General features: G+C 60.6%; 22 protein-coding genes and 3 pseudogenes. 10 read left to right on the top strand and 15 right to left on the bottom strand.

Going from position 1 to position 22,404, the window contains the following annotated elements; all coding sequences use genetic code 11:
- Positions 1 to 771: 771 nt before the first annotated feature.
- The 10 genes and pseudogenes from M1D89_RS01335 to M1D89_RS01290 all read right to left on the bottom strand — a co-directional run.
- Positions 772 to 1,224 (bottom strand): annotated as a pseudogene (locus tag M1D89_RS01335) (Y-family DNA polymerase); the annotation flags it as partial.
- Positions 1,217 to 1,647: pseudogene (locus tag M1D89_RS01330) on the bottom strand (LexA family protein). The pseudogenes M1D89_RS01330 and M1D89_RS01335, both read right to left, overlap by 8 nt.
- A gap of 390 nt (positions 1,648 to 2,037) precedes the next feature.
- The gene (locus M1D89_RS01325; protein ID WP_498643357.1) at positions 2,038 to 2,436 is read right to left on the bottom strand and encodes a DUF3040 domain-containing protein; all 399 of its coding nucleotides are present in this window, start codon (positions 2,434 to 2,436) and stop codon (positions 2,038 to 2,040) included.
- A 278-nt stretch (positions 2,437 to 2,714) separates the two neighbouring features.
- Positions 2,715 to 4,148: a dihydrolipoyl dehydrogenase family protein gene (locus tag M1D89_RS01320; protein ID WP_498643355.1), complete on the bottom strand. Its 1,434-nt coding sequence runs from the start codon at positions 4,146 to 4,148 to the stop codon at positions 2,715 to 2,717.
- Positions 4,145 to 4,792, bottom strand: coding sequence for a VOC family protein (locus M1D89_RS01315; RefSeq protein WP_498643353.1), 648 nt, complete (start codon positions 4,790 to 4,792; stop codon positions 4,145 to 4,147). Before M1D89_RS01315 ends, M1D89_RS01320 begins: the two co-directional genes overlap by 4 nt.
- A gap of 40 nt (positions 4,793 to 4,832) precedes the next feature.
- Positions 4,833 to 5,561: a hypothetical protein gene (locus M1D89_RS01310; protein WP_498643351.1), complete on the bottom strand. Its 729-nt coding sequence runs from the start codon at positions 5,559 to 5,561 to the stop codon at positions 4,833 to 4,835.
- Positions 5,562 to 5,615: 54 nt separating this feature from the next.
- A complete protein-coding gene (locus M1D89_RS01305; RefSeq protein WP_498643349.1) occupies positions 5,616 to 5,921 on the bottom strand; it encodes an EthD domain-containing protein in 306 nt (101 codons plus the stop codon).
- A gap of 32 nt (positions 5,922 to 5,953) precedes the next feature.
- The gene (locus tag M1D89_RS01300) at positions 5,954 to 6,796 is read right to left on the bottom strand and encodes an alpha/beta fold hydrolase (RefSeq protein ID WP_498643347.1); all 843 of its coding nucleotides are present in this window, start codon (positions 6,794 to 6,796) and stop codon (positions 5,954 to 5,956) included.
- A 78-nt stretch (positions 6,797 to 6,874) separates the two neighbouring features.
- Positions 6,875 to 7,444, bottom strand: coding sequence for a TetR/AcrR family transcriptional regulator (locus M1D89_RS01295; protein WP_498643345.1), 570 nt, complete (start codon positions 7,442 to 7,444; stop codon positions 6,875 to 6,877).
- A 255-nt stretch (positions 7,445 to 7,699) separates the two neighbouring features.
- Positions 7,700 to 8,563, bottom strand: coding sequence for an ATP-dependent DNA ligase (locus M1D89_RS01290; protein ID WP_498643343.1), 864 nt, complete (start codon positions 8,561 to 8,563; stop codon positions 7,700 to 7,702).
- A gap of 90 nt (positions 8,564 to 8,653) precedes the next feature.
- Between M1D89_RS01290 and M1D89_RS01285 the strand changes: the two are divergent.
- The 3 genes and pseudogenes from M1D89_RS01285 to M1D89_RS01275 form a co-directional block, all read left to right on the top strand.
- A pseudogene (locus M1D89_RS01285) lies at positions 8,654 to 8,872 on the top strand (site-specific integrase); the annotation flags it as partial.
- Between the two features lie 348 nt (positions 8,873 to 9,220).
- Positions 9,221 to 9,817, top strand: coding sequence for a tyrosine-type recombinase/integrase (locus M1D89_RS01280; protein ID WP_498643926.1), 597 nt, complete (start codon positions 9,221 to 9,223; stop codon positions 9,815 to 9,817).
- Positions 9,814 to 12,297, top strand: a complete 2,484-nt coding sequence (locus tag M1D89_RS01275; protein WP_498643341.1) for a site-specific integrase — start codon at positions 9,814 to 9,816, stop codon at positions 12,295 to 12,297. The genes M1D89_RS01280 and M1D89_RS01275 overlap by 4 nt, the downstream gene beginning before the upstream one ends.
- A gap of 381 nt (positions 12,298 to 12,678) precedes the next feature.
- On the opposite strand, the gene M1D89_RS01270 is transcribed toward M1D89_RS01275, so the two are convergent.
- Together M1D89_RS01270 and solA are read right to left on the bottom strand one after the other, a co-directional pair.
- A complete protein-coding gene (locus tag M1D89_RS01270; protein ID WP_498643339.1) occupies positions 12,679 to 13,353 on the bottom strand; it encodes a haloacid dehalogenase type II in 675 nt (224 codons plus the stop codon).
- A 55-nt stretch (positions 13,354 to 13,408) separates the two neighbouring features.
- The gene (gene solA / locus M1D89_RS01265) at positions 13,409 to 14,593 is read right to left on the bottom strand and encodes an N-methyl-L-tryptophan oxidase (protein WP_498643337.1); all 1,185 of its coding nucleotides are present in this window, start codon (positions 14,591 to 14,593) and stop codon (positions 13,409 to 13,411) included.
- A 168-nt stretch (positions 14,594 to 14,761) separates the two neighbouring features.
- Between solA and M1D89_RS01260 the strand changes: the two genes are divergently transcribed.
- The 4 genes from M1D89_RS01260 to otnC all read left to right on the top strand — a co-directional run bounded on the left by M1D89_RS01260 (position 14,762) and on the right by otnC (position 18,636).
- Positions 14,762 to 15,664: a LysR substrate-binding domain-containing protein gene (locus M1D89_RS01260; RefSeq protein WP_498643335.1), complete on the top strand. Its 903-nt coding sequence runs from the start codon at positions 14,762 to 14,764 to the stop codon at positions 15,662 to 15,664.
- Between the two features lie 349 nt (positions 15,665 to 16,013).
- Positions 16,014 to 16,694 carry an aspartate/glutamate racemase family protein gene (locus tag M1D89_RS01255; protein ID WP_498643333.1) on the top strand — a complete coding sequence of 227 codons (681 nt, stop codon included), beginning with the start codon at positions 16,014 to 16,016 and terminating at the stop codon, positions 16,692 to 16,694.
- A gap of 29 nt (positions 16,695 to 16,723) precedes the next feature.
- A complete protein-coding gene (otnK, locus tag M1D89_RS01250) occupies positions 16,724 to 18,010 on the top strand; it encodes a 3-oxo-tetronate kinase (protein ID WP_498643331.1) in 1,287 nt (428 codons plus the stop codon).
- Complete coding sequence (gene otnC, locus M1D89_RS01245) at positions 18,007 to 18,636, top strand: 3-oxo-tetronate 4-phosphate decarboxylase (protein WP_498643329.1); 630 nt, start codon at positions 18,007 to 18,009, stop codon at positions 18,634 to 18,636. Before otnK ends, otnC begins: the two co-directional genes overlap by 4 nt.
- A gap of 370 nt (positions 18,637 to 19,006) precedes the next feature.
- Here the strand turns inward: otnC and M1D89_RS01240 are convergent, their stop codons facing one another.
- The 3 genes from M1D89_RS01240 to M1D89_RS01230 all read right to left on the bottom strand — a co-directional run bounded on the left by M1D89_RS01240 (position 19,007) and on the right by M1D89_RS01230 (position 20,391).
- Positions 19,007 to 19,330, bottom strand: coding sequence for a hypothetical protein (locus M1D89_RS01240; RefSeq protein WP_498643327.1), 324 nt, complete (start codon positions 19,328 to 19,330; stop codon positions 19,007 to 19,009).
- Entirely contained in the window at positions 19,312 to 19,551 is a 240-nt protein-coding gene (locus tag M1D89_RS01235; protein WP_498643325.1) for a hypothetical protein, read from the bottom strand. The genes M1D89_RS01240 and M1D89_RS01235 overlap by 19 nt, the downstream gene beginning before the upstream one ends.
- Positions 19,552 to 20,214: 663 nt before the next feature.
- A complete protein-coding gene (locus M1D89_RS01230) occupies positions 20,215 to 20,391 on the bottom strand; it encodes a hypothetical protein (protein WP_156424667.1) in 177 nt (58 codons plus the stop codon).
- A gap of 518 nt (positions 20,392 to 20,909) precedes the next feature.
- Between M1D89_RS01230 and M1D89_RS01225 the strand changes: the two genes are divergently transcribed.
- The 3 genes from M1D89_RS01225 (at position 20,910) to M1D89_RS01215 (ending at position 22,117) form a co-directional block, all read left to right on the top strand.
- Positions 20,910 to 21,344 carry a hypothetical protein gene (locus M1D89_RS01225; protein ID WP_498643323.1) on the top strand — a complete coding sequence of 145 codons (435 nt, stop codon included), beginning with the start codon at positions 20,910 to 20,912 and terminating at the stop codon, positions 21,342 to 21,344.
- Positions 21,345 to 21,415: 71 nt separating this feature from the next.
- Positions 21,416 to 21,691, top strand: a complete 276-nt coding sequence (locus M1D89_RS01220; RefSeq protein ID WP_498643321.1) for a hypothetical protein — start codon at positions 21,416 to 21,418, stop codon at positions 21,689 to 21,691.
- A 75-nt stretch (positions 21,692 to 21,766) separates the two neighbouring features.
- Entirely contained in the window at positions 21,767 to 22,117 is a 351-nt protein-coding gene (locus tag M1D89_RS01215; RefSeq protein WP_498643319.1) for a hypothetical protein, read from the top strand.
- Positions 22,118 to 22,404: the final 287 nt, after the last annotated feature.

The following is a 22,404-nucleotide window of genomic DNA, read 5'->3' as shown; positions in this document are numbered from 1 at the left end:
ATTAGTTCCCTCCTCGCCATGGCCCATCTGCACGTGAAACCGTCTAGAGGGCTTAGCTGATCGTTTCCAGAACCCATTGCTCTGCCAGTGGTTCGAGACGGAGTGTGAAGGTGCGGAGGGCAGCGTTGGCCGAGGGCTTCACCTGTACTCTCCAATACTCAATATCCACTAGATTTCCGATGCCGACAGGGGCGGTGCGACGTGTTCCCCACCAAGAATCCCTGGCGAACCAATGCACTGAATCTTCGACGACGACCCAAATCCGCCCATCGTGGCGGACTGCCAACGGCGCTCCCATGGGACTGAACCGCACACCGACCGGTGTTCCTATGCTCGTTACTTCACTCGTTGTTGCTGTCATTTCTTACCCGCTCTCCCAAATTCCTACCTGCTACTTCTTTGCGTCGGGTCACCGCCGACGCCCATACCCACGTCCGATAGGTGTAAGGCCCGTCCTTCCACGTCACCTCCGCCGCCTTCGCTGTCCAGGCGAACACCTCGCCATCAACCAGCTCCGCGCAATTCGGAAACCGCAACCACGCTTTCACTGGGATCCCTGGATGCCCGTTGTGCATGGGGAAATGCTTGAAATTTAGTTCCTCCAATGTGAGCCCGAAGGGCCGCGCACGCTTGGCATACCGCGCATGCAGCGCTTTCGCCTGGTCAGGGCCCACTGCTACAACATCTGCCACCTTGAACACCGGTCAAGTGGTGGACGCCCCAAGGAAAATTCGATGAATAAGTCACTCTCGAATAGGCGGCAGTACCGGTAGTCGGAGCGATCCCGACGCAGACCGGCACGCCGACGTTCCGCCGGCACGCGGCCTTCATCTCCCGGCCCAGGGCCAGCAGCTCGTCCGGTTCACCTTTGACGCCCAGGAACGCCTCATCGATGGAGTAGACCTCCAGCCAGGCCGAGTAGCGGCCCAGCAACTCCATTACCCGGCCGGAGATGTCCCCGTACAACTCGTAGTTGCTCGACAGGGCCACGAGACCCCATTCTTTGGCCCAGGGCCGGCGCTTGAACCACGGATCGCCCATGGCGATACCCAGGCGTTTTGCTTCGGGGGAGCGGGTCACCGCGCAGCCGTCATTGTTGGAGAGCACAATGACGGGCTTGCCCTCCAGTGAAGGATTGAACGCCCGCTCGGCTGAGGCATAAAAACAGTTCACGTCCACGTGCGCGATCTCCTGCATCCGGCGCATCACCGCGGGCTTAGACATAATGCAAACACCGCTCAACAACGCCCCACACCGAGAGTTCGGCCAGCGCCGGAACCTCAATGTCCGGAAACCGTGGGTTGTCGGCCTGCAGGACTACACCTGATGGCGTAATCCTGAGCCGCTTGATCGTCAACTCACCATCAAGGACCGCGACGACCACGGAACCGTCCTTAGGTTCCAGCGCCCGCTTCACGACCAGCTCATCCCCTTCGCTGATGCCGGCCTGCTCCATGGACTGGCCGGTGACCCGGACGATGAACGTGCTGGTCACGTCCTTGACCAGGTGCGCGTTGAGATCGATCCGACGGTCAAAGTAATCCTGAGCCGGCGAGGGATAGCCGGCCGCCACCGCTACCGGTGCCACCAGCACCGTACTAAGGACAGTCCCGCATCTATCACACGGGGGCCAACTATCACGCCCACAACACATCTTTTATTCGAAACTATGTTCGATAAACAACTGTACTCCAGCGGTCCGACGAAATAAGCCGCCCACGGGGCGGCGTGGGACGGCTTGCACACAATGGGGACAGCTTTGAGCTGTGCGGAGGGCTCCACCTGCCCGCCAGTGTGCACAACCCGTCCACCGCGAGATGGATGCGTTAACGGTTTTGGAGATGCGGCGGGAGTTCGACGTCGGCAGGGTCCAGTTCAGGCCTAGCACTTGGTGGAGTCCGTTATTCAGAGGCGTAGATATTCTCTGCTTCTCTGATGACTAATACAGGCGTGATGTCTATGGCATGTCATCGAGGTGACCGGATCACGGCCCATGTCGAACCGGCGCCCTTGCTGTAGTGATGGGGCGCCGTCTCGTTAGACCCAGGGGAACATGATCGGCCACCAAGCGGCGCTACTGTAGCCGTCTTTGGGTGCTTGTTTCGGTGCGCGGGTGGTTTCTTCCTTTGGTTCGGCTGTCTTCAGCTTCGGCTTCCTTTGGAGGTTGACCTTTTTGGTGGCGATGTAGAGTCCTGCCACCAGGACGGCGAAACCGGAGAGGCCGATCAGTATATTGGCTGCGGGGTTTTGTAGGCCGACGCCGAGGAAGAGGATTACGAAGCCTGCAATCGAGATGGAGATTCCGCCGACGATGGTCCGGATTGATGTGGTGGCGGTAGGTTCTGGCTCCATTGCCTTGGCGAACTCGGGATCGTCCTGCTTGAATTGCTGCTCGAGTTGCTCGAGCATCTTCTGCTCGCGGTCAGTGAGTGCCATTAGTTGCTCCTGCCCGGTTCAGGTGTCGGGAGAACCGATACACGCCAGGGGCCCGGAAGTTTCTGACCCGAAACGGGAGTTTGGTGTTTCTATCTGAATGGCGGATTGCCATTAGGTCTTCTCTCTTGTTCATCCAGGGAACGGTTGAGCACAGCTGTCGCTAGGGCGGTTTGAGTTTTGGAGGTTTCCGCGCCGGTCGAGGAGGGACTGGCTGCTCCTGGTGGAGCGTTTGGATGTCCTGCCCTCGACCGGCTGGAAACCGTGGAGGGGCGGATGTGCTACCGGGCTTCTCGCCCGTAGGTCTCCAGGAGGCGGAGCCATATTTCGCTAACGGTCGGGTACGCGGGGACAGCGTGCCAGAGTCTGTCTAAGGGGATCTCGGCGACGATTGCGATGGTTGCTGCGTGTAGCATTTCGCTGACGTCGGGACCTACGAAGGTGACGCCCAGGATGACTTTCCGGGCTTCGTCGACCACCATTCGGGCGGTGCCCTTGTAACCTTCGGCGTGCAAGCCGGCGCCGGCCACGTTTCCAATTTCGTAGTCCACAACGCGGATGTCGTAGCCGGCCTTTGTGGCGGCATGGGCGGTCAGTCCAACCGAGGCAATTTCGGGATCAGTGAAGGTGACCTGTGGTACTGCTGAGTGGTCGGCTGTTGCAACATGTCGGCCCCACGAGGTGACATCCACGGGTGTTCCTGTTGCCCTGGCGGCGATGAGGTCGCCTACCGCACGTGCCTGGTACTTGCCCTGGTGGGTCAACAGTGCCCGGTTCGTTACGTCGCCGGCGGCGTAGAGCCAGTCAAAGCCGGGAACCCTCAAGGTGTCGTCCGTTTCGATCCAATCGCCTGGGGTGAGCCCGAGGCTACCAAGCCCGACGTCGCGGGTGTTCGGCGTGCGTCCGGTTGCGACGAGCACTTCTTGTGCCGTGATGGTTTGGCCGTCGCTGGTTTCTAAAGTGACGCTGCCTCCGGTGCGTTGAACGCTGGTTGTTTTGGTGTCCAGGAGCAGGTTGACGCCTTGGTCGCGGAGGGCGGCGCCGACGAGTTCGCCGGCGAACGGTTCCATGGAGGTCAGGAGACCGCTGCGGGAAATCAGCGTTACTTTCGTTCCGAATCCGGCAAACGCTGCTGCCATCTCGGTGGCGACTACTCCTCCGCCGATGATGGCGAGGCTTTCAGAGACTGTCTTGATGCTGGTCGCTTCCCTGCTCGTCCAGGGTCGCGCGTCGGTTAGTCCTTCGATGTCGGGGATGAGGGCGCTTGAGCCGGTGGCCACTGCCACGGCATGCCGGGCTGTGATTTCTGTGGTTGACCCGTCAGCGGCGGTGACAGTGACCCGCTTGGTTCCGGTGATTCGGCCGTGGCCCCGGATCAGGCCAATCCCGGCGCTGTTGAGCCATTGGACCTGTCCGGCGTCTAACCAGTTGCTCGTGTAGTAGTCCCGTCGTGCCAGGACCGCTTCAATGTTGAGCTGTCCTGTGACTGCCTCGGCGGCTCCCGGGAGTTGGCGGGCTGCTCGAAGAGCTTGGGTGGAGCGCAGCAGGACTTTGGAGGGCATGCATGCCCAGTAGGAGCATTCTCCGCCGACGAGTTCGTTTTCCACGATGACGGCTGTGAGGCCGCCTTGGACGGCGCGGTCGGCGATGTTTTCTCCGACTGCGCCGCCGCCAAGGATGATCAGGTCATATTCTGCGGACCCGTGGTCGCTCATCGTCCGGGCGCCCTGGTGAGGACTTCCTGAAGGAACCAGCCGTTGCCGTCCGGGTCGCTGAAGGATGCAAAGGAGCCGTAGTCTGACCTGTCCGGGGATGGGCCACTGATGCGGTTCCGTCCGCCGGGTTGGTGGAAGAGCCCGTCGGCGTCATGCCAGACTTCGCTGATGTCGATCCCGCGACGGTGTAGTTCTGCCTGTGCGGCGACGATGTCCTTAACGATGAGGTGGAGGTTCTGGACCGAGCCGGGCGCAGATTCCGTGACGCCCTTGCCGAAGATGATGGACATTTCCGAACCGGGCGGGGTGAGCTGGATGATTCTGAAGTTCTCGCTGATGTTGAAGTCCGCGTCCAAGCGGAAGCCAGCTTTCTCGTAGAAGTCCTTGGCCCGGTCGACGTCGGTGACGGGAAGTACGAGGACTTCTAGTTTCAGTTCCAGGGTGCTGATTTCTTTGGGCTTCTCTTCTGCCGCTAGGGCCAGGTTGTAGCCGTCATTGGCCAGTGCTTGGCTCATGTGGTCGGCGTACCAGGTGGGCCACTCGACGTCGTGGACACCGCCCAGGACAGTGGCCTCGTAGACGCCGTGATCGGTCGCGGCTTGATCGAGGGCGTTCTTCAGGATTTCCGTGGTGGGGACAGACATTGTGATGCTCCTTGTGTGGGTTGGATGGTCGGGCTGGGGGTCAGTTGGCGGGTCGGAGATCCTGAAGATCCAGGAGGATTGCGGCAAAGTTGTGCAGGCCGTTGTTGTCCTTATCGCGCAGGAGTACACGGCGGCGGGTGGGGGCGGTCAGTCCTCGGAAGTCTTTGTGTTCGGAGGTGTAATGGGCGACTTCGGCCCAGCCGTTGACTTCGACGTCGTAGTCCATCCGCCGCTGTTCGCCCGTCTCAGAGTCGAAGTAGTAGGTCTGGACCTTGCTGTGGCTGTGGATGGAATCCGGGAAGGTCACTTCGAGCCGGCGCCATGTCTCGCCGTCTTCGGACCAGGGATCGATTTCGCGTGTCTTCACTCCTGGGAGGGTGAAGAGCTGCGGTTCGGCCAGGTACGTCCATGTTGCGTAGGAAATGAAGTAGCCCATTTGGGTCGGTGACCACTGTGTATCTCCGAGGTAACCGGCCATGCTGCGGCGGGGTGCCGAAAGGCTGTCCACCACATCGCCCGTTTCGTCGGTGATGGTCACAAGGTCTTGGGCAGCGTCGAAATGCAGGGTACGGCCGGGCCCGAAGGGGGTGATGCTGATGCGCTGCCGGTTGAGGTCGGCTTTGACTGTCACGTCTCCGAGCAGGTCAGGCTGGCCCTTGAAAGGCCAGAAAACGCCGTGGACGCGAATCTTTGCTGAGACGCTGCGGACGCCGTCCCAGGATGGTGCGGTATGCCGTTTGGCGTGGATGAATTCGATGAGGTCGTTCATGATCTTCTTCTTTCAGATTTCCGGGTTTGAGGGACCGATGCGGCGGGTGTTTTATCAGTTGCGGTCGAGCTCGGAGAAGAGTCCGGTAAATGTTCCGCCGGCTTCGGTGAGCTTTTGGAAGAACGCCCCGGCCTGGGCAGTGGCTACGGACTGGGAAGCTGCCGCGTAGTCCGGGAAGTAAAGGTCAAGGGTCCGGTAGGCCGGTGTCGGGGTGGTGTCCACCTTGGGCCAGACCTTTGCCGACTCGGTCCGGACCAAGCCGGGGAGGTCTTTTGCCAGGGCCAACAGCGCCGGCACGTGGTGTTCGAATGCTTCCGGTACTTCCGGGTTGTCGATGATGAGTGTGATTTTCGTCTGCACTGCTTTGTCCTTCGGTTGGGATGGGGAGGTGTTTAGTTCTTCTGCAGGAAGGCGAGAACCTCAGCAGCGAACTCTTGGGGGTACTGGAAGAGGAATCCGTGGTTGGCGTTCGCATAGATGGTGAGTTCGGAATGCGGGATTGCAGCGGCCAACAGGTAGGAGTTGGCGGTGGGCACCATGATGTCGTTGTCCCCGTTTGCTACCAGGGTGGGTGCCTGGATCGACGTCAGCCGATCCAGCTTGTCCGGATTCGGGATGCCCCATTCGATGATGGCGGCGGATTGGATGTCCCGGGCTGCCAGGGAGACATCCGCGTCCCTGTCCTCTGCCCGGGTGAAGATGCGGCCGACGAATTCCTCACCCTTCTTCCTGCTTTCAGGGGAGGGGTTGAAGAAGAGGAAGTGGATGTCTTCCGCGTCCTGGACATCTTTCATTGCGTGGGCGTGTGGTTCATCTGCCCAGCCGTGCATGTTTTCCCCGCCTTCGGGGCCTGTGCCGGCCAAGACGATGCGGCGGACCAGATCGGGGCGCTGAAGGGCGACTTCCTGGGCCACGAACCCACCGATGGAAAAACCAAAGAGATCAACTTCGGACAATCCGAGAGCGTCGATGAAAGTCAGCGCGTCGTCACCGAAATCCTTGAAGGTTGTCGGAGTTGCGCCGGTCGAGAGGGCTATCCCGCTGGCGTCGAAGAGGATGACTTCCCGTTCTGCGGCGATAGCGTCAACGAGCGCCGGGTCCCAGTTATCGAGATTCCCGCGGAAGTGCTGGAAAAAGACGATGGGTGTGGTGCCTGCTTGGCCGAATCGGCGATAGGCGTACGTGGTGCCGTTGGCACCTGCAATAAAGAGGTTCGGGGCTGTGTATTGGGACATGAAATGGCCTTTCAAGTGGTAGTAGACCGGTCGTCTCAGAATGGGTATAGCAAAAATGTCGCGTGGAGGGGCTGGCGGTTAGGCCAGGATGTCGGAGTAAACGGTTTCCAGGAACCCGTCGAGGGGCGCCCGTGACCGTGTGAGCTTGGATCGCGCGACGGCACCTTCGAAGCTGGCAATGATGAAGCCGGCGAGCCGCTGCGGATCGCTGCGGTTGGAGATCTCTTGTTCAGTTTGTGCCTGGGAGATGGCCTTCGCAAGCTTCCCGGTCCACAGCTCGAGCGAGCGTTCGACCGCTGCGGTGACAGTAGCACTTTGGGAAGGCATCTCGGTTGAGAAATTGCCCAGCAGGCAGCCCCGCTGGAAGTCATCCGTTTCTGCCATCGCGGTAATGAAGGTCAGATGAGACTTGATTCGGGCCAGCGGGGATGGTGAGCCCCTGTCGAGCAGGTCATAGTTGATCGTCGTTTCGTAGAGCTTTACCGTTTCAGCGGCGAGAGCTTCCTTGCTTTCAAAGAAGTGGTAGAAGGATCCCTTGGGAACTCCGGCGGCACGAGCGATGTCCGATACCCCGGTCGCCGAGTATCCGTTCGCGTGAAAAAGATCAAGCGCCGTGCTGGCGATTCGCTGCTTGGTGTCCGTGCTCATCGTGATCCTTTTGTCCGGGTAATAACTTCAGAATAGACCGGTCGTCTCAAATAAGCAATAGACCGGTCGGATATCTTTTGGGACGGTAATAAACGGTGGACTGACGAGGTGCTCATACGCGGCAGGACTGTGCTTTTGGTCGAGGTCTATACATGGGCGGACCTAACCTGGCCGCGCTTTTGACCGCTTTATCGCCACCCCGCGCGGCCCTGGTTCGCGCAAGAGTTTCTGCCAGGTCCGAGGAACGGTAAGAGGTCAGTGCGCATTGCTGACCTTGAGGGACTGGGGAAGTTTGACATCATCAGGATCTAACTCCGGACGGACGCGGACGAAACCTACACCGTGCCTGAAGGATTTGCCGGTCCACGCGACGTCGGCCGATATCTCGACCACGATCGGTTCGACCAGTGTCAGGTGAACCGGGCCTTTGTCTTTGCTGAATCTGTTCAGCGAGGTCTCGCTGATTTTTTCCGGCCAGGGATGCCCGGGCTGTGCGGGGTGGAGCTGGCGGCCCAGCTCACGCCCTGCCCGCGTCGAGAGGATCGTGGACCGGCCCACGATCCGCAGCTGCCCATCGATCGGCAGGCCGGCGATGATCGCCTGCGGCTGGCTGATCGGGCCGATGACGGCCGCGCAGACCGCGTCCAGAGTGGTTTTTGTCTTCAACTTCAACCAGGAGCGGGAGCCATCGTATGGCTGGGATCCTCCCTTGAAAACCAGCCCTTCCACTCCTGTGGCGGGCAGATCCCTCAACCATGTCTTGGCCAATTCCATGTCCGTAGTGGTGGGGGAGAGGTTCAACGGAGCGGACCAGTCCCGGGCCAGTTCCTCGAGCAGCTGCCGGCGGCCCGTAAACGGGACACCCCGGATGTCCTGCCCAGCAACGGCCAGAACATCAAAGGCCGCGAAGGAGGCCGGCAGTTCATGGACCATTGCCGGCAGAGCCGCCCTGGAGCTGACCATGCGGCGCTGCAGCGCCTCGAAGTCCAGCCGGTCCCCGTTCCAGATGATCGCCTCACCGTCCAGGACCACGCCGGGCGGAACCTGATCCCGAAAAGCTGCGCACAGTTCAGGGAAGATGCGGGAGAGTTCCTTGCCCTGTCGGCTCCAAAGGGTCACTTCGTCGGAATCATTCAGAGCTATGGCCCGGCATGTTAACTGCACTTTGTGTTGGTCTTCTCGCAATCTTCGGCAGGAAAGCTGAGCGGCATGACGGAGAGTTTAGGCAGGGTCGTGGAGTCGGAGACGGGACTTCCCTTTCGGCTGGTGTTTCCTGAGACTGAGCATGAGGCTGTCACCTCGTTCCTGCGTGATCTTGCTGCGTCGGATTGTTCCCCAGCGACGCTTCGGAGCTATGCCTACGACCTGCTGCGTTGGTTTCGGTTTCTGCACGGTCGCTTTGTCCCGTGGGAGCGTGCTGAGCGGCTGGATGTCAGAGCGTTGGTGGAGTATATGCGCGCCTCGCCGACGGCGAACACTTTGAGGAGGCAAGCCGAGCGGGCTGACACGACTAATACAGTCACGCGCAAGCGGGGACCGAGGTCGACGTTCTCAGCCAATTCCATTAACCACCAGCTGACGGTTTTGTCGAGCTTCTATGATTTCGCACTCGAGATGAACCTGGGACCGCTGGTGAACCCCGTTCCGCGGAAACGTGGAATCGGGCCACGAGCCTATGCACACCACAATCCCATGGAGCAGTTCCGGCCTCCCAGGCGGGGCACCTACCGGCAGCGGGTTCCGAAGCCGGTTTGGCGAGGGATCCCTGATGATGCCGTGGCCTCAATTTTCAACTGCCTGGGCAACCACCGTGATCGGGCATTGCTGTCATTCTGGCTCAGCAGCGGCGTCCGCGCCGAGGAACTCCTTGGCTTGCGGCACGGGGATTACGACTTCGGCGAACACACTCTCATGGTGACGAGTAAAGGCGCCCGTAACCGAGACTTAGTACCGGCCAGTCCGGATGCCTTCGTGTGGTTGGCCTTATACATGCGTCAAGGCCAGCCCAGCGAGCCTGGGGATCCGGTCTGGTGGACGCTGCACCCAAAGAATCGCCGACCATTACGCTATTCAGCCGCGCGGCAGATGTTCGCCAGGGCACAGAAGCAGCTGGGGTCGAACTGGACCCTGCACGATCTGCGGCACACCGCCGCCGAGCGCATGATCGCGGACCCCGCTTTCACGCTGGTCGATGTCCAGACAGTGTTGCGACACGTCAATGTCACGACCACCACCATCTACACGCAGCCAAGGATGGAGGACATCTTGGAAAAGGTTCTCGACCATTACGCCAGACCCAAACCACCGGCGCCGGGAATCGAGCCCGAGTACGACGCCGCGGCACTGCGGGAACTGTTGGGACTGGGCGAATGACGGAGGACACCACGATCGCGGACCCGAGATCGCCGGAGCGGGTAGCAGCGGCGCAGACGTACGCCCGGGCGAGGGAACTGCGGCTGCAAGCGGACACTGCCGCCCATGCAGGGACAAGGGTGTTACCTCGGCAGGCTTTCGACTCCGGGACGCTTAGATCGCTGGATGAACATTGGGAGTTTCGGCACCTCCAACGGCTCGGCATCCCCGAGGCATTGGCTTGGGCGGAGCCCCTCGTCGATGTGTACTGCAGAAGTAAAAAGTACCGGCCGCTGTTCCGACGCGGTATCCGTGCAGTTCTGGGCTGGATCAACGGATTCCCGGGGGAGACATGGGATGAGCGGTGGTTCGCTTCCGGCTTGGACGAAGCACCCAGGACTGGCACCGCTGAACTCAGTGCCCGATTGTCGCTTACCCCGGCCCAAGCCAGCGCCGGAACGGCCTACATCATCAAAGCACGGCTTGTGCGCCCTTCGTATGAGTGGTTGTTCTCATCAACAGCATGGAACACAGGCCCCAGGAACACGACGTTCCTGGATGTCGCCGAGCCCGAGGAAACAGCACGTCTAAGAAACCTGCCCCAGTATCGTGCCGCACACGAACTCGTTCGCCGGAACGCTGAGAATGCCATCGCCAGAGTCATGGTCAGGACCGGAAAACGCCTGGGACAGCTCAACGGCGAAGACATCCTTGCCTACTCCCACATTGCCCGCATGAGCCGACGCCATACCAGGGAACATCTGGCTTGGGAGTTGCTCGTTGCGCTCGGACCCCTGGCAGGTGAGTCCCCGACTCTCCGGGTCGCCTGGCATGCCAGCGTCGCCAACCGCCAACACACTGTCGAAACACTGGTCAAACGGTATGGGATCCCCGAGTCAGGAGTCCGTAATCTGCTGATCGAATACCTTGAAGAACTCAAACCCAACATGGACTACGGCTCCCTGGAAGGCCTGGCCTACCGGCTCGTGCGCTTGTTTTGGGCCGAGGTTCTCGACATCAACCCCGACCAGCAGAACCTACACCTTGCCCCCGACGTCGCGGCCCAATGGCGCGAACGGGTGAAAGTAACCCTGGATGGATTGCCCCGCAGGGAAACTGCCTCCACCTACTTCGCCGTCCGGGCCCTCTACCGCGATCTCGCAGAGTGGTCACATGAACAGCCCGAACGATGGGCCCACTGGGTCGCGCCCATCCCGCTGCCACGGGCTGAGTCAAAAGCCCAGTCCAAGCAGCGGCGACAAGTCCAAGCGCGGATGCAGCAGCGCACCAGGTCGTTGACTCCGCTGCTTCCGGCTTTCATGCGCGCTGCAGACGAACGCCGCACTCACGGAAGAGCATTACTCGAACGCGCCGCCTCGGCCGCCCATGGGGAGGTCTTCACCTTCGCGGGGGTGACATACTGGCGGCACGACCCGCCGGTACGGTCGGCGAGGCTTGTCCGCGTCCGGGTCTGGGCGAAAGTAATTGCCGTAGAGGCTGGAGCCAAACCTCTGGTGTCTGTGGGGAAACGTGCCGACATCACGGCCCTGGAAGCAGACGGCTTTTGGGGCTGGGCAATTGCGGCAACGCTCAAAGAGACTGGCGTCAGACTCGAGGAACTGTTGGAACTGACTCAGCTCTCCCTACGCCACTACATCGCCCCCACCACGAACACCATCGTGCCCCTGCTGCACATCGTTCCGTCCAAAAACGATCAGGAACGCCTTATCCCCATGTCCCCAGAACTGGTGAAAATCCTTCTCGAGGTCCAACGACGAGCCCGCGGCGCCAGCGACACAGTGCCCCTGTCCACCCGGTACGACCCCAACGACAAGACGTTCAGTGACCCACTTCCACACCTGTTCGCTAGACTCCTCGGTCCAACCCAGAACGTACTCTCGTACCAAATCGTCCGGAAACTGCTCATCGGCATCGCCGCCCACGCGGGCCTGAACGAAGGCGGCTTACCAGTGACGTTCACACCCCACGACTTCCGCCGGCTGTTCGCCACGGATCTGGTCGGTTCGGGACTGCCTCTGCATATCGTTTCGACGCTGCTCGGCCATCTGAACTTGGAGACTACCCGCGGCTACACCGCAGTTTTCCCCGAACAGGTTATCCAAGCTCACCACGCATTCATCGAACGGCGTCGGCAAACCCGCCCCGATCAGGAACTCCGTGCAGCAACAGAGGCTGAATGGGCAGAGTTCGAACAGCACTTCCTCCTGCGGCGTGTAGCGCTAGGCACCTGTCACCGGCCTTACGCGACCCCGTGCGTGCATGAGCACGCCTGCATAAAGTGCCGGTTCCTTCAGGTGGATCCAGCCCAGGCAGGCCGAATCGAAGACATGGCCGCCAACGCCGAAGAACGGCTCGACGAGGCACGAAACCACCAGTGGCTTGGCGAAGTCCGTGCCTTGGAGGAAAGCCTCGTTCACCTTCGGCGCCGTCGGGACGAAGCGCGGTTCGGGGATCAGGCAATAACAAGATCGCCGAAGTAGAAAGCTGTGAATTTGGGAATCGTGCACTTTACGACGCCTCGAATCCCCGAGGATTCGAGGCGTCTAGTTGAACATTGAAACCGGGTCGCGCTAGGCGTCGAAGCAGGCCGTTCCCCCCTACGACCGTCAGCTCAGCGATCTTGTGGGCGAACTCTCAACCTGCAGTGACCTTTAACGGAAGCTCTGGGGCGCCCACGATGAAGTCCTATTGAAGGTCGCCAACGACTATCGGAACTTTGGCGAGCTGCCAGTCTGGGGGTAATGAAAATCAGAACCACTGGCGTGACGCCGGTTCCCGCAATACGGGAAGCCGGACCTATTAAAGCAGCTCCAACAGGTCCGGCTAGGTAGAACATACCTAAAGCGGGCGGTGAATCGGGACTATAGACCGAGGTGCTTGTTCAGCTCGTCCAGGGACTTCACCGTGAAGATGTTGTAGCCATCCGCGAAAGGTTCAGCGCCACGGTCCAGCATTACAAGGTCTCGGAAACCCAGGTTGTACATCGGGATGTGGTCGTACAGTGGGTGCGAGGAGACATGCAGGAAGTCCTCGGGCTTGGCGTTCAGAGTGTCCAGCATGTACTCAAACGCCTGGAGGCGTGGTTTGTAAGCCCCGGTCTGCTCAGCGGTAAAGACGGCGTGCCAATCTGCGCCTAGCTTGGGAATGCTGATGTCCAGGAAGCTGTCGTCAGCGTTGGACAAAGCCACCAGCTTGTAGTTGTCGCCTTGGAGTTTCAGCGCCGCCGGCACGTCCTCGTGGGCAACGGCGTTGCGTACAGCCTCAGCGAGCTCTCCACCGGCACCGGGGGTCGGCCCAATGCCAAACCGCTTGCATGCGCGGTCAAAGGCATCCTGAAGGATCTGCTCGTAGGGCTTGTAGTCGCCATTGACCTCGTCGAACCGGTATGCACGGAAAGTCTTCTTAAAAGCCAACCACTGCTCGTCTGGGATGCGGCCATCGAGCAGGCGCTGGGTAGTGGGATAGATGTTGAAGTTGATCAACGTGCCGTAGACGTCATAAGAGATGTACTTCGGCCGGAAGTTCGTGTTTGCCATGATTAATCCGTTCCTTTGTTAGCTTGTACTTTGTCGTGTTGGGACGATTTTTCCTTTAGCTCAGAGCCAGGGACGTGAGTCGGGTATCCGGCCCGAGGAACCTGCCGGGGTTCATGAAACTGACGTCTGTGGCCGTTGTTCCGTCCAGCAGGAGGTCGGCTGCAATAGCTCCGAGCCCAGAAGCCATCTTGAAACCGTGGCCGGAGAAGCCGGCCGCAACGACCACGCCTTCCATCCCTGGCACTTTGCCGAACAGTGCGGTCGTATCCGGTAAATGACCGTCCGCGCATGTGGCAACCCTCACGGGGTCCGGAATCAGCCCTGGAATGAATTCCCGGACCCACGCCCGGATAGTATCCAAATGCCGAGGATCCCACGTCGGGGGCTTCTCCATGGACTCAACCTCGTCCAGAAATATGCTCGCCACGACTTTCACCGTCCAGCCATCTGCGCTCGGGAACCCGTAAAGCTGGGCGTTGTCCGACCTTCCGTTTTCCTCTGCCCTCCTCAGGAAGACCGGCATGTCTTCCCTGCAGAACGCAGCTGGGTCCACTACGGGGAACCATGTCAGGATCTGCGGCAGGACTGCAAGGTGGACACCGAGTTGCTTGCATACTGTGCCGGCACCATTGCCCTGGGAGATGACAATCTTGGAGGCGATGATTTCTTCTTGATCGGTGCGCACGATGTACCGGTCGCCGAACGGTTCAACGCTGTGCGCTTGCCGGTTTCCAAGGAATTTGGCACCTAGCCGGGTAGCCTGCACGAGTGCGGCGGTCACGGCCTTCTCTGAACTCACGTAGCCGCCCTCGGGGTCGAAGATGGTGACATCAGCGTCCCTGATCACATGTTCGGGATACTTTCCCCTGGCTTCGTCGCCCCGGAGCAACTCGTAGTCAAGGCCATTGTCTTTTCCGGCTGCAAGGAGCGATGCCAACCGCGGATTGTGTTCGTCGTAGATCGTGACAGCGCCCGTAGTGTTGAGCAGGCGGGTTCCGCTGATTTTCTCCAGAACTCGCCACAGATCCTGTGACCTCTGCAAAAGAGGTGTGTAATGCCCGCCTTCGGCGTAGACCTTGCGGAATAAGCGCGATTCGCCGGCATAGGCAGAGAACGGGCCGGGAATCGAAAACCTGTCTACTCCGATAACCCGCTGACCCCGGGAGGCGAACTGCCAACTTGCCATGCTTCCTACAGAGCCGACTCCGAGGATTACGACGTCCGTTTCGAGTGTAGTCACGCCTATACCTTGCTTTCCCTTGTTGCACGCCGTTATCCCGATTCCTGGTGTGCCTTTGAAGGGCGCCACCTCGGCTGTGCTTCCAGTCAGATCAGCCTACGACACAAGAAGATGCTGATTAATAGGCCATGAGAGAATGCATTGTTTCCACAAACGAAAGAAGCAGTCATGGACCTTACATCGATCGATGATCTGGACTTTTTTGAACAAATCTCCCGGTCCCAGAGCCTTACGGAAGCTGCCAGGAACTGGGGAAAGTCAGTGTCGGCGGTGAGCAAACGCCTTACCGCGCTGGAGTCGCGCCTAGGTGTACCACTGGTCCGGCGCAGCACCCGGCGTCTGACCCTCACCGAAGAGGGGCGGCTCTATGCGGCAGGCGCCTTGACCATCCTGCAACAGAAGACTGATCTCGAAGAAGCGCTTTCCACGCAGCATGGTGAGCTTAAAGGACGCATCACTGTGCATTCGAGCCTGGGGATAGGCCGTAAGCACATTGCGCCGCTGTTGGGGGAGTTTGTCCGGCAGCATCCGTTGATCCAGATAGACCTGGAGCTTTCTCCGCTACCGTTGAACATCTCGGGTACGAATTTCGACATCGCCATTCGCGTCGGAGGACTGTCGGACTCCAGGCTCAAGGCAAAACTTCTTGCACGGAATCGAAGGATTGTGTGTGCGGCGCCCAGCTACCTGGACAGCGCCCCGCCATTGCGGACCATCCGGGACCTCGAAAGGCACAACTGCATCGTCCTGCGGGAAAACAATGGCGACTACTCACTGTGGCGCTTTGGCGACAAGGAGCAGGAATACGTGGACGTTAGCGGCAGCATGATCAGCGACGACGGGGATGTGGTGACGGACTGGTGCATGCAAGGGCTGGGCTTGATCATGCGCTCCACTTGGCACGTCAACCCGCTGATCCAGCAGGGGGTACTACAGCAGGTTATCCCAGACGTCCAGACGCCCAGCGCCGACATCTACGCGCTCTATCCCTCCACGGCCAGGACGCCACGCCGGATCATCGCAGTCATTGAGCATCTGAGGCAGGGCCTTGCTGCCAGGATCGGCTCTTAGCCATTCAGACCCGCTTCGACATCGAGCCCGGTACCCTGTTCGTGACTCCCGCTGGCTGGGAGGGGCACTGGACCATCCATGAAACGGTCCGCAAGATGTGGGTCGTTGCGGACGTTCCCGCCGCTGATGAGCAGGCCCAAAAAGCCAACAGATGGAATTTAGCGGGCGAGAGTCCCGCATTCATACTGAACTGCTCTCCGGCAGCTTGGATTGAGAAATCAGTCCCAGCTACCGGGGAGCAGTTTTCATGCCAGGAGGCCGACTAAGTGTTTGCTTCTTGCGCTCCCAGAAACAATGCCTTCTCTCAAGCCCAGCTAATTGGCATCTTCTTGTGTCTTACGCTGAAAATATGAACTTATCCTTGAACACCCTCGCAATGCTGCACACGGTGCCTGGACTGGTCACGGACATGGAAGCCAAGGCAAGGGGCACCGTTCCTGGCGTCCGCGTCATGCACTTCGTGGACGAGTCACTGCTCCACGACACCATTGCCATAGGAACAACGCCTGCACACGTTCGACGGCGGCTGGTTAACTATGCCCGCTACGCTGAGGAATCCGGTGCCCAGGCCCTGTTGGTGAGTTGCTCTTCCATCGGAGAAGCGGCCACCGCCGCTGCTGGCTTCGTCTCCATCCCTGTCCTGCGCATCGACACTCCAATGGCCACGCTGGCCGTACTGTCCGGTGAGAGGATTGGCGTGCTCGCGACCCTATCTGCAACCCTTGGGCCGACCACACGGCTCGTGCAGGATTCAGCCAAAGGGCAGAACAAATCGCCCACTATCACTGCCAAGAAAGTCGACGGCGCCTTCACTGCCCTACGCTCAGGTGACCGCGCGAAGCACGACAGTTTAGTGCTCGCCGCGTTCTCCGAGCTTGCAGGGGAGTGCGACGTCGTCGTTCTCGCCCAAGCGTCGATGGCCCGGGTCATTGCGGATACCCGAGACCAGCCCGGCGGACCCACGGTTCTTGCCTCCCCCGACTCTGGGATGACCCAGCTGAGTACTCTTTTCCCTTCCAAAGACTCATAGGCAACGTCCCTACCGACAAGGACTTGACCATGTCAAACACTCAAATGAATGCGAATCTCCCATGGTTGGGAGTTATCGCCGACGACTTCACAGGAGCCTCCGATGTGGCCGGCACTCTTGTGAGTGCCGGAATGCGGGTAGTGCAGACCTTTGGTATTCCCGATCCCGTGATGCAGCTGCACGACGTTGACTGCATAGTGGTCTCCCTGAAGACTCGCAGCGTTCCAGCCGTTGAGGCTGTAGAAGAGTCCCTGGCGGCGGCACGTGCCCTCAAATCCCGAGGCGTTCAGCAGCTCTACTTCAAATACTGCTCCACGTTCGACTCAACCCCGGAAGGCAACATCGGCCCTGTGGCAGATGCCCTCCGCAAAGAGTTCGTCCCCACCGGCCAGATCACAGTCGTCGCCCCCGGAACCCCGGCACTACGGAGGACCGTGTACAACGGTGTGTTGTTCGTAGGCACGGACCTCCTGCAGGAATCATCCATGCGCAACCACCCGCTTACCCCGATGACGGATTCGAGCGTGCCAAGGCTGCTTCAGGCCCAAAGCAAAAACCTCGTGAGCCACCTCGGTTACAGCGTCATAGAAGCCGGTGCCCCGTCAGTTCAATCCCAATTCCGGAGCCTCAGCGGCGAAGGTGCCGACTACGCCGTCGTCGACACACTTACTGACCGCCACCTCGCCGTGCTGGGGACCGCATCGCTCGAACACCCGCTTGTCACCGGCGGGTCAGGGCTCGTAGGAGGGCTGGCCGTTGCCCGCGGGCACCGCGACAACCCGGAATCGGGGCGTGCCGCCCGGCCATCAGGCCCGGCCGCCGTCATCGCAGGCAGTTGCTCGGAGATGACGAACGTCCAGATCGACACATTCCGGCAGTTCCGCCCCTGCTTCCTGGTCGACCCTGTTGCCATCGCCGAAGGACACGACGTCGTCGGCGCAGCGCTGCTGTTCGCGCGCGAAAATCTTACGGACGGCCCCATCCTGATCCATTCAACCGCCTCTCCACAGGAAGTCTCGAGAACTCAAAAGGAACTCGGACAGGCCCGGGCCGCGGAAATCACCGAAGACAGCCTTTCCGCGATCGCCGAAGGGCTCGTCGGCTTGGGTATCCGCCAACTCATAGTCGCCGGTGGAGAAACCTCCGGCGCTGTAGTCCGCAGGCTCGGCATCACCACCGCCCATGTCGGGAAGGAAGTCTCCCCAGGCGTGCCGTGGCTGAAAACAGAAACTGACCCGGAGCTGTCCATCCTGCTCAAATCCGGAAACCTCGGAACTCCCGCACTTTTCCTTGACGCATGGGAGCACAACCGGTGACTGACCTGGATATCAGCAATGAACTCGTTCGACTGGCCAGGTCACTGCACCAAAGAGGCCTGACCAGAGGAACTTCCGGAAACCTCAGCGCCCGCGTGGACAGAGGAATACTGATCACCCCCACCAACGCCTCCCTGGGTGAACTCAGAACAGGCGATCTGGCAATGGTCTCTGACGCCGGCGAACACTTGTCCGGGGCCCGCCCCTCCAAAGAGGCATTCCTGCACCTGGCGATGTACCGGGCCAGGCCTGAAGACCACGCCGCAGTCCACCTGCATTCGCCATATGCCACTGCCCTTTCATGCCTTGAGGACCTGGACGACGGCGACGTTCTGCCCCCTTTGACGGCGTACTTTGTGATGAGGGTGGGACGGCTGGTCCGGTTGCCATATTTTGCACCGGGAGACCACGGACTGGGAGGGTGTGCTGAAAAAGCCGCAGCATCGAGCCGTGCCCTGCTGCTGGCCAACCACGGACCGATCGTTTCCGCGCCCTCCTTGGCAAAGGCAGTCGACGCCGTTGAGGAAGTAGAAGAAACAGCACGACTGTTCTTTCTCCTCCAGGGCCACGCCACACGACCCCTCCAACCAGCCCAAGTGGCACAACTCTTCGCAAGCCGTACCTAGGAAACGTGCACTTCGCATCACATCATCTTCAGGCCAGCTAGGATGCCTGCCGCCGATCCTGATGATTACAGGTGTCCACCCGAGACATTTGGATTGAGCGTGGTCAGCAGCTGACCTCGAGCCGGATCTGATTAATGCGCCAGCAGCTAACAGTTCGGCATCTGGCCGATGGGCCAATGATTGACAGACTGCAGTGAATGTACCCGTCCCATTTGGGCTCTGCCCAAATCCCGCCCGGAAGGGCAGCAGGGCCGGGGAAGGTCTTGACGAGCTTCGCCAGGGCAACAGCAACCGGTGGTTGTAGTGCCCGCGGAATGGACTCGTCCATGCGCTCAGCCTAAAGGACCAGTGATGAGCGCCGCCCGCTGAGCTACCAGGTCATCGGTTGCTCAACAGCGAAACGCACCGGAGGCTCTCCTTTGACCAGGTTCGCTGGTTCAGGGCTCATGACGGACATGGTGATCTGATCGATGAAGTCTTCGATGTCCGCTTCGGGAGCGCCTTCACGGGGCTCCATGGGGCCGGGCCGGCCAACTTCGAATCCGGTGATCTCTTCGTTCTCGTCCTTGCACACCAGCAAAGTTTCGTGAACTTCGTTCGCGAAACCTTCGGCCGTCTCCTGATCCGGGAAGCCCTGGATCTCCAGCTCGGCGCTCTTGTCTTCTTTCCGGACGTTCACTTTGAAACCAAGCATGCTGCTCCTTTGAGTGTTGCTGTGTCTAGTAGCGCTGCGGGTCCGGGCGTCGCATAATCTGACGCCGCGCTTCCTAGGCAGACCACGCCGGAAACCATCAGGATCACGGCAGAGGCAATGAGATACCAGGTGCCGCCGGTGGTCAGGGCACAGTAGAGGCTGTACACAAGGAAGCCAGTCCCCAAAAGCGCCCAGGTCAGCGCTGCTTTCTTCTTGTCCATGGCCCCAGCCTAGAGGATCAAGAACAGAACGGACCTTCGCTGCGCTTCGGGCTGTAAAAGCCTCTTTTTGCCTTACATGGGGCTGGGTTGTTCTCCGTACAAGGCCACTGATCGTAGCCGTCCGGGGGCCCGACCCGTCAACCCACGCAACCGAGTAATCCCACGCGGTCGCTGCGCTCCCTTATTTCGCGGGCTTCCCCGGTCACTCTTCGGGGTTGACGGCCCACCCTCGACCGGCTGCGACGCGGGGGCCTCGCACGGCGGGGCAGGAAGGAGGTGGCTACATGAGCATCGACGAAGCGATCAAGCTCGCGACTTCGGTCGTGAGCCTGATGACAGCTGTCATTGCTCTACTCTCCCGCGGAACGCGCGCTTAACAAGCAAACGCTCCCGAGGTGCAACTCGGAAGCGTAAGCGTAAAGCAAGGAAGTAGGTGTAGCTACGAAACCCGGTGGTCGTGACCGCTTCGGTTGCGGCCACCGGCTCCTTCTCAGACTAAGTCCAACTCACCGATAAGGAAACCTCATGGAACCGCTGACCATCGTGAACTTCGTTCTCTCGCTCACAGCACTGGGAGCGGCGATCATGGCGTACCGCGCCAACTCGAAAGTCCCCAAGGGCTAGACCGGATTGGGGGCGGGTCTGCCAGACGGGGCCCGCCCCTTACTGGGCCAGGGCGCCCAGACCTGCCCACACGAACCACACCAGCAGCCCTAGGAGCGATAAGCCGCCAAAGACCACGGCGAAGACAAGCCCGCGACGTTTCCGACGGAGGTTTAGATCAGGACCGTAGTTGTTCCTGTCTCTGCCACCGTGCCGGTACTTCGGCAAATCGCTCATTCATCCTCCAGTTGCCCAGTAAGAGCGCTTCGAGCCGTCCGGTTTAGGACCCACAGTCAGTCTCACCTTCTGACATCTTCACCGTACCAACCAACCCAGCCTGACAAGAGTCAGGAGAGAGCATGCTCGCAGGGCTCGCACCCCTTTGGGCGTCCACTCCGCTTCGCTCCGTGGCCGGCTGTTGGGCCCGGTCCCGACGTCGCAGAGCTCCGCCGTGCCCGGTCCTGTGTGTCTACGACGTTTTTTGGCTGCTGTCCTTCGGATTCTATGTGTCCGCTCCACCCCGTCTAGCCCCTCCGCAGGCTCCGGGGCCTGCGGTCCGAAAATTCTTTAGCCAGGGATCCTCGCTAGCTCGGATCCCGCAAGATTTTTCTGCCCTTGCCCAAGGGTAGACAGGCCTCCGTCGGCCACAGCTCCGCAAGCTTCGCCAGCAGCCAAAAAACAACGGGGGAGGAAAGCAAGTAGCTGGCCGGGTCACACCGCTCCCTCACCAATCCTCTGCAAAGGACACAAAACCAATGAACGCAATCAGCGTTGAGACGATCACGACCGAGGACACCGGCGAAACCATCCACAGTGTCACCGTGCTTGGCAACTACCACATGAATGACGGCTACGACTGGATGGAACTCATCTCAGAGCACGGCTGGGCCGTGATCCCCAGCTGGGGCTCTGACGGCTGGGACTTGGGCCAGTGGCCCTATGTCATGGTCGCCGGAACCCGCACCGCCGACGCGATCGGCAACCTGTTCGGCATGGCCACCTACTGCGAGGGCGACGTGAAAACGACGTTCTACCGGACCAAGGCCCGGTACTGGGACGCGATCACAGAACAGGCGTTTTCCCACTGGAAGAACGGACAAGCCCACGGCCCGGCAGACCTGCCCGTAGCCGCCGCAGAGCTACCCAGCCGCTACCGCATTCCGCCCACGTTCCAAACAGCCGTCGCCTAGCAGACCTCGTCTCCTTGCCGGGCGGACCCTCACCGCCCGGCAAGCAACAAACCAGCAAAGGACCAAGGACAATGACCGAAAACCGCAGCATCGCCAACAGCCCGGCCCAAGCCGTGGTCTTCCTCGAAACCCTCGCCGCAATCGTGGAGAAGTCCCCCGTGGCCTACAGCGCCGACGGAGCCGAAGACCTCGCCGCGCACATCCGAGGCATGGCCGCAGCCGTCAACGCCGAGGCGCACGTGAACCCAGCCGTACTGGAGACCACCCGGCAATACGCGGCACTGGACTGGCACAACGAAGCCATGGCCGTCCTGTTCGCCGCAGAACACCGCCCCACGTTCCTCTAGCAGGAACTGAGAACCGATGTACTGCCCGGCCAGAGCCGGGCAGTACATCCCCCACCACTTCAAAGGAGCCAGCACATGAGCAACGCCACCACAGCCCCCAAAGGCATCACCGCCCTGATCTACCGCGACGCCCTGGGCACGGACTTCTCCAATCAGGGCATTTCCGCCCGCGTCATGGAGGTAACCGTCATCGGCGAGGGCATCGACCCAGTTTTCGAAGCCACCGAGGAACGGCCCGCCGTCCGGCTCGTCAAAAACGAGAGCTTCCACCGCGAAACCGCGACCCATGCCGAGCCAGTCGCCGCAGAGGACGAACCCGCCCCGTGGTACATGTTCGGTGGCACGTTCATTTTCAGCAGCGACTCACGATTCCGACGCGCAGCCGGACAGTACGGAGCCATCCCGCTCCACGACCGCCGCGAGTAGACCCGTGGGTGGCCGGTCTTTCGTGGCCGGTCACCGCGGGCGGTCCGCCGCAGGTGGCCGGCTTAGGTGGGTGGTTGCCGGCGTCGGACCGCCGTTCCCGCCCAGGGCCGGCACTATTCACCTGGTGCGTGCGGCAAGCCCGGGCCGGGATTGACCTGGGCGGATCCGCGGCGACCAGGGGAGAAGCATGCTCGCGGGGGCTCGCACCCCTTTGGGCGTCCACTCCGCTTCGCTCCGTGGCCGGCTGTTGGGCCCGGTCCCGACGTCGCAGAGCTCCGCCGTGCGCG

It is taken from the genome of Arthrobacter sp. D3-18 (genome assembly GCF_054408525.1).
Note: the sequence above shows the minus strand (reverse complement) of the source record. Positions and strands in the feature narration are given on the sequence as shown.

Bases quoted from the DNA above. Each gene is read 5' to 3' on its own strand.
- M1D89_RS01240 (WP_498643327.1), bottom strand. From the start codon at position 19,330: ATGCTTGGTTTCAAAGTGAACGTCCGGAAAGAAGACAAGAGCGCCGAG.
- M1D89_RS01315 (WP_498643353.1), bottom strand. From the start codon at position 4,792: ATGTCTGTCCCCACCACGGAAATCCTGAAGAACGCCCTCGATCAAGCC.
- M1D89_RS01235 (WP_498643325.1), bottom strand. From the start codon at position 19,551: ATGGACAAGAAGAAAGCAGCGCTGACCTGGGCGCTTTTGGGGACTGGC.
- M1D89_RS01325 (WP_498643357.1), bottom strand. From the start codon at position 2,436: ATGGCACTCACTGACCGCGAGCAGAAGATGCTCGAGCAACTCGAGCAG.
- M1D89_RS01225 (WP_498643323.1), top strand. From the start codon at position 20,910: ATGAACGCAATCAGCGTTGAGACGATCACGACCGAGGACACCGGCGAA.
- M1D89_RS01275 (WP_498643341.1), top strand. From the start codon at position 9,814: ATGACGGAGGACACCACGATCGCGGACCCGAGATCGCCGGAGCGGGTA.
- M1D89_RS01300 (WP_498643347.1), bottom strand. From the start codon at position 6,796: ATGTCCCAATACACAGCCCCGAACCTCTTTATTGCAGGTGCCAACGGC.
- M1D89_RS01270 (WP_498643339.1), bottom strand. From the start codon at position 13,353: ATGGCAAACACGAACTTCCGGCCGAAGTACATCTCTTATGACGTCTAC.
- M1D89_RS01310 (WP_498643351.1), bottom strand. From the start codon at position 5,561: ATGAACGACCTCATCGAATTCATCCACGCCAAACGGCATACCGCACCA.
- M1D89_RS01220 (WP_498643321.1), top strand. From the start codon at position 21,416: ATGACCGAAAACCGCAGCATCGCCAACAGCCCGGCCCAAGCCGTGGTC.
- M1D89_RS01215 (WP_498643319.1), top strand. From the start codon at position 21,767: ATGAGCAACGCCACCACAGCCCCCAAAGGCATCACCGCCCTGATCTAC.
- M1D89_RS01260 (WP_498643335.1), top strand. From the start codon at position 14,762: ATGGACCTTACATCGATCGATGATCTGGACTTTTTTGAACAAATCTCC.
- M1D89_RS01295 (WP_498643345.1), bottom strand. From the start codon at position 7,444: ATGAGCACGGACACCAAGCAGCGAATCGCCAGCACGGCGCTTGATCTT.
- M1D89_RS01320 (WP_498643355.1), bottom strand. From the start codon at position 4,148: ATGAGCGACCACGGGTCCGCAGAATATGACCTGATCATCCTTGGCGGC.
- otnK (WP_498643331.1), top strand. From the start codon at position 16,724: ATGTCAAACACTCAAATGAATGCGAATCTCCCATGGTTGGGAGTTATC.
- M1D89_RS01230 (WP_156424667.1), bottom strand. From the start codon at position 20,391: ATGAGCGATTTGCCGAAGTACCGGCACGGTGGCAGAGACAGGAACAAC.
- M1D89_RS01255 (WP_498643333.1), top strand. From the start codon at position 16,014: ATGAACTTATCCTTGAACACCCTCGCAATGCTGCACACGGTGCCTGGA.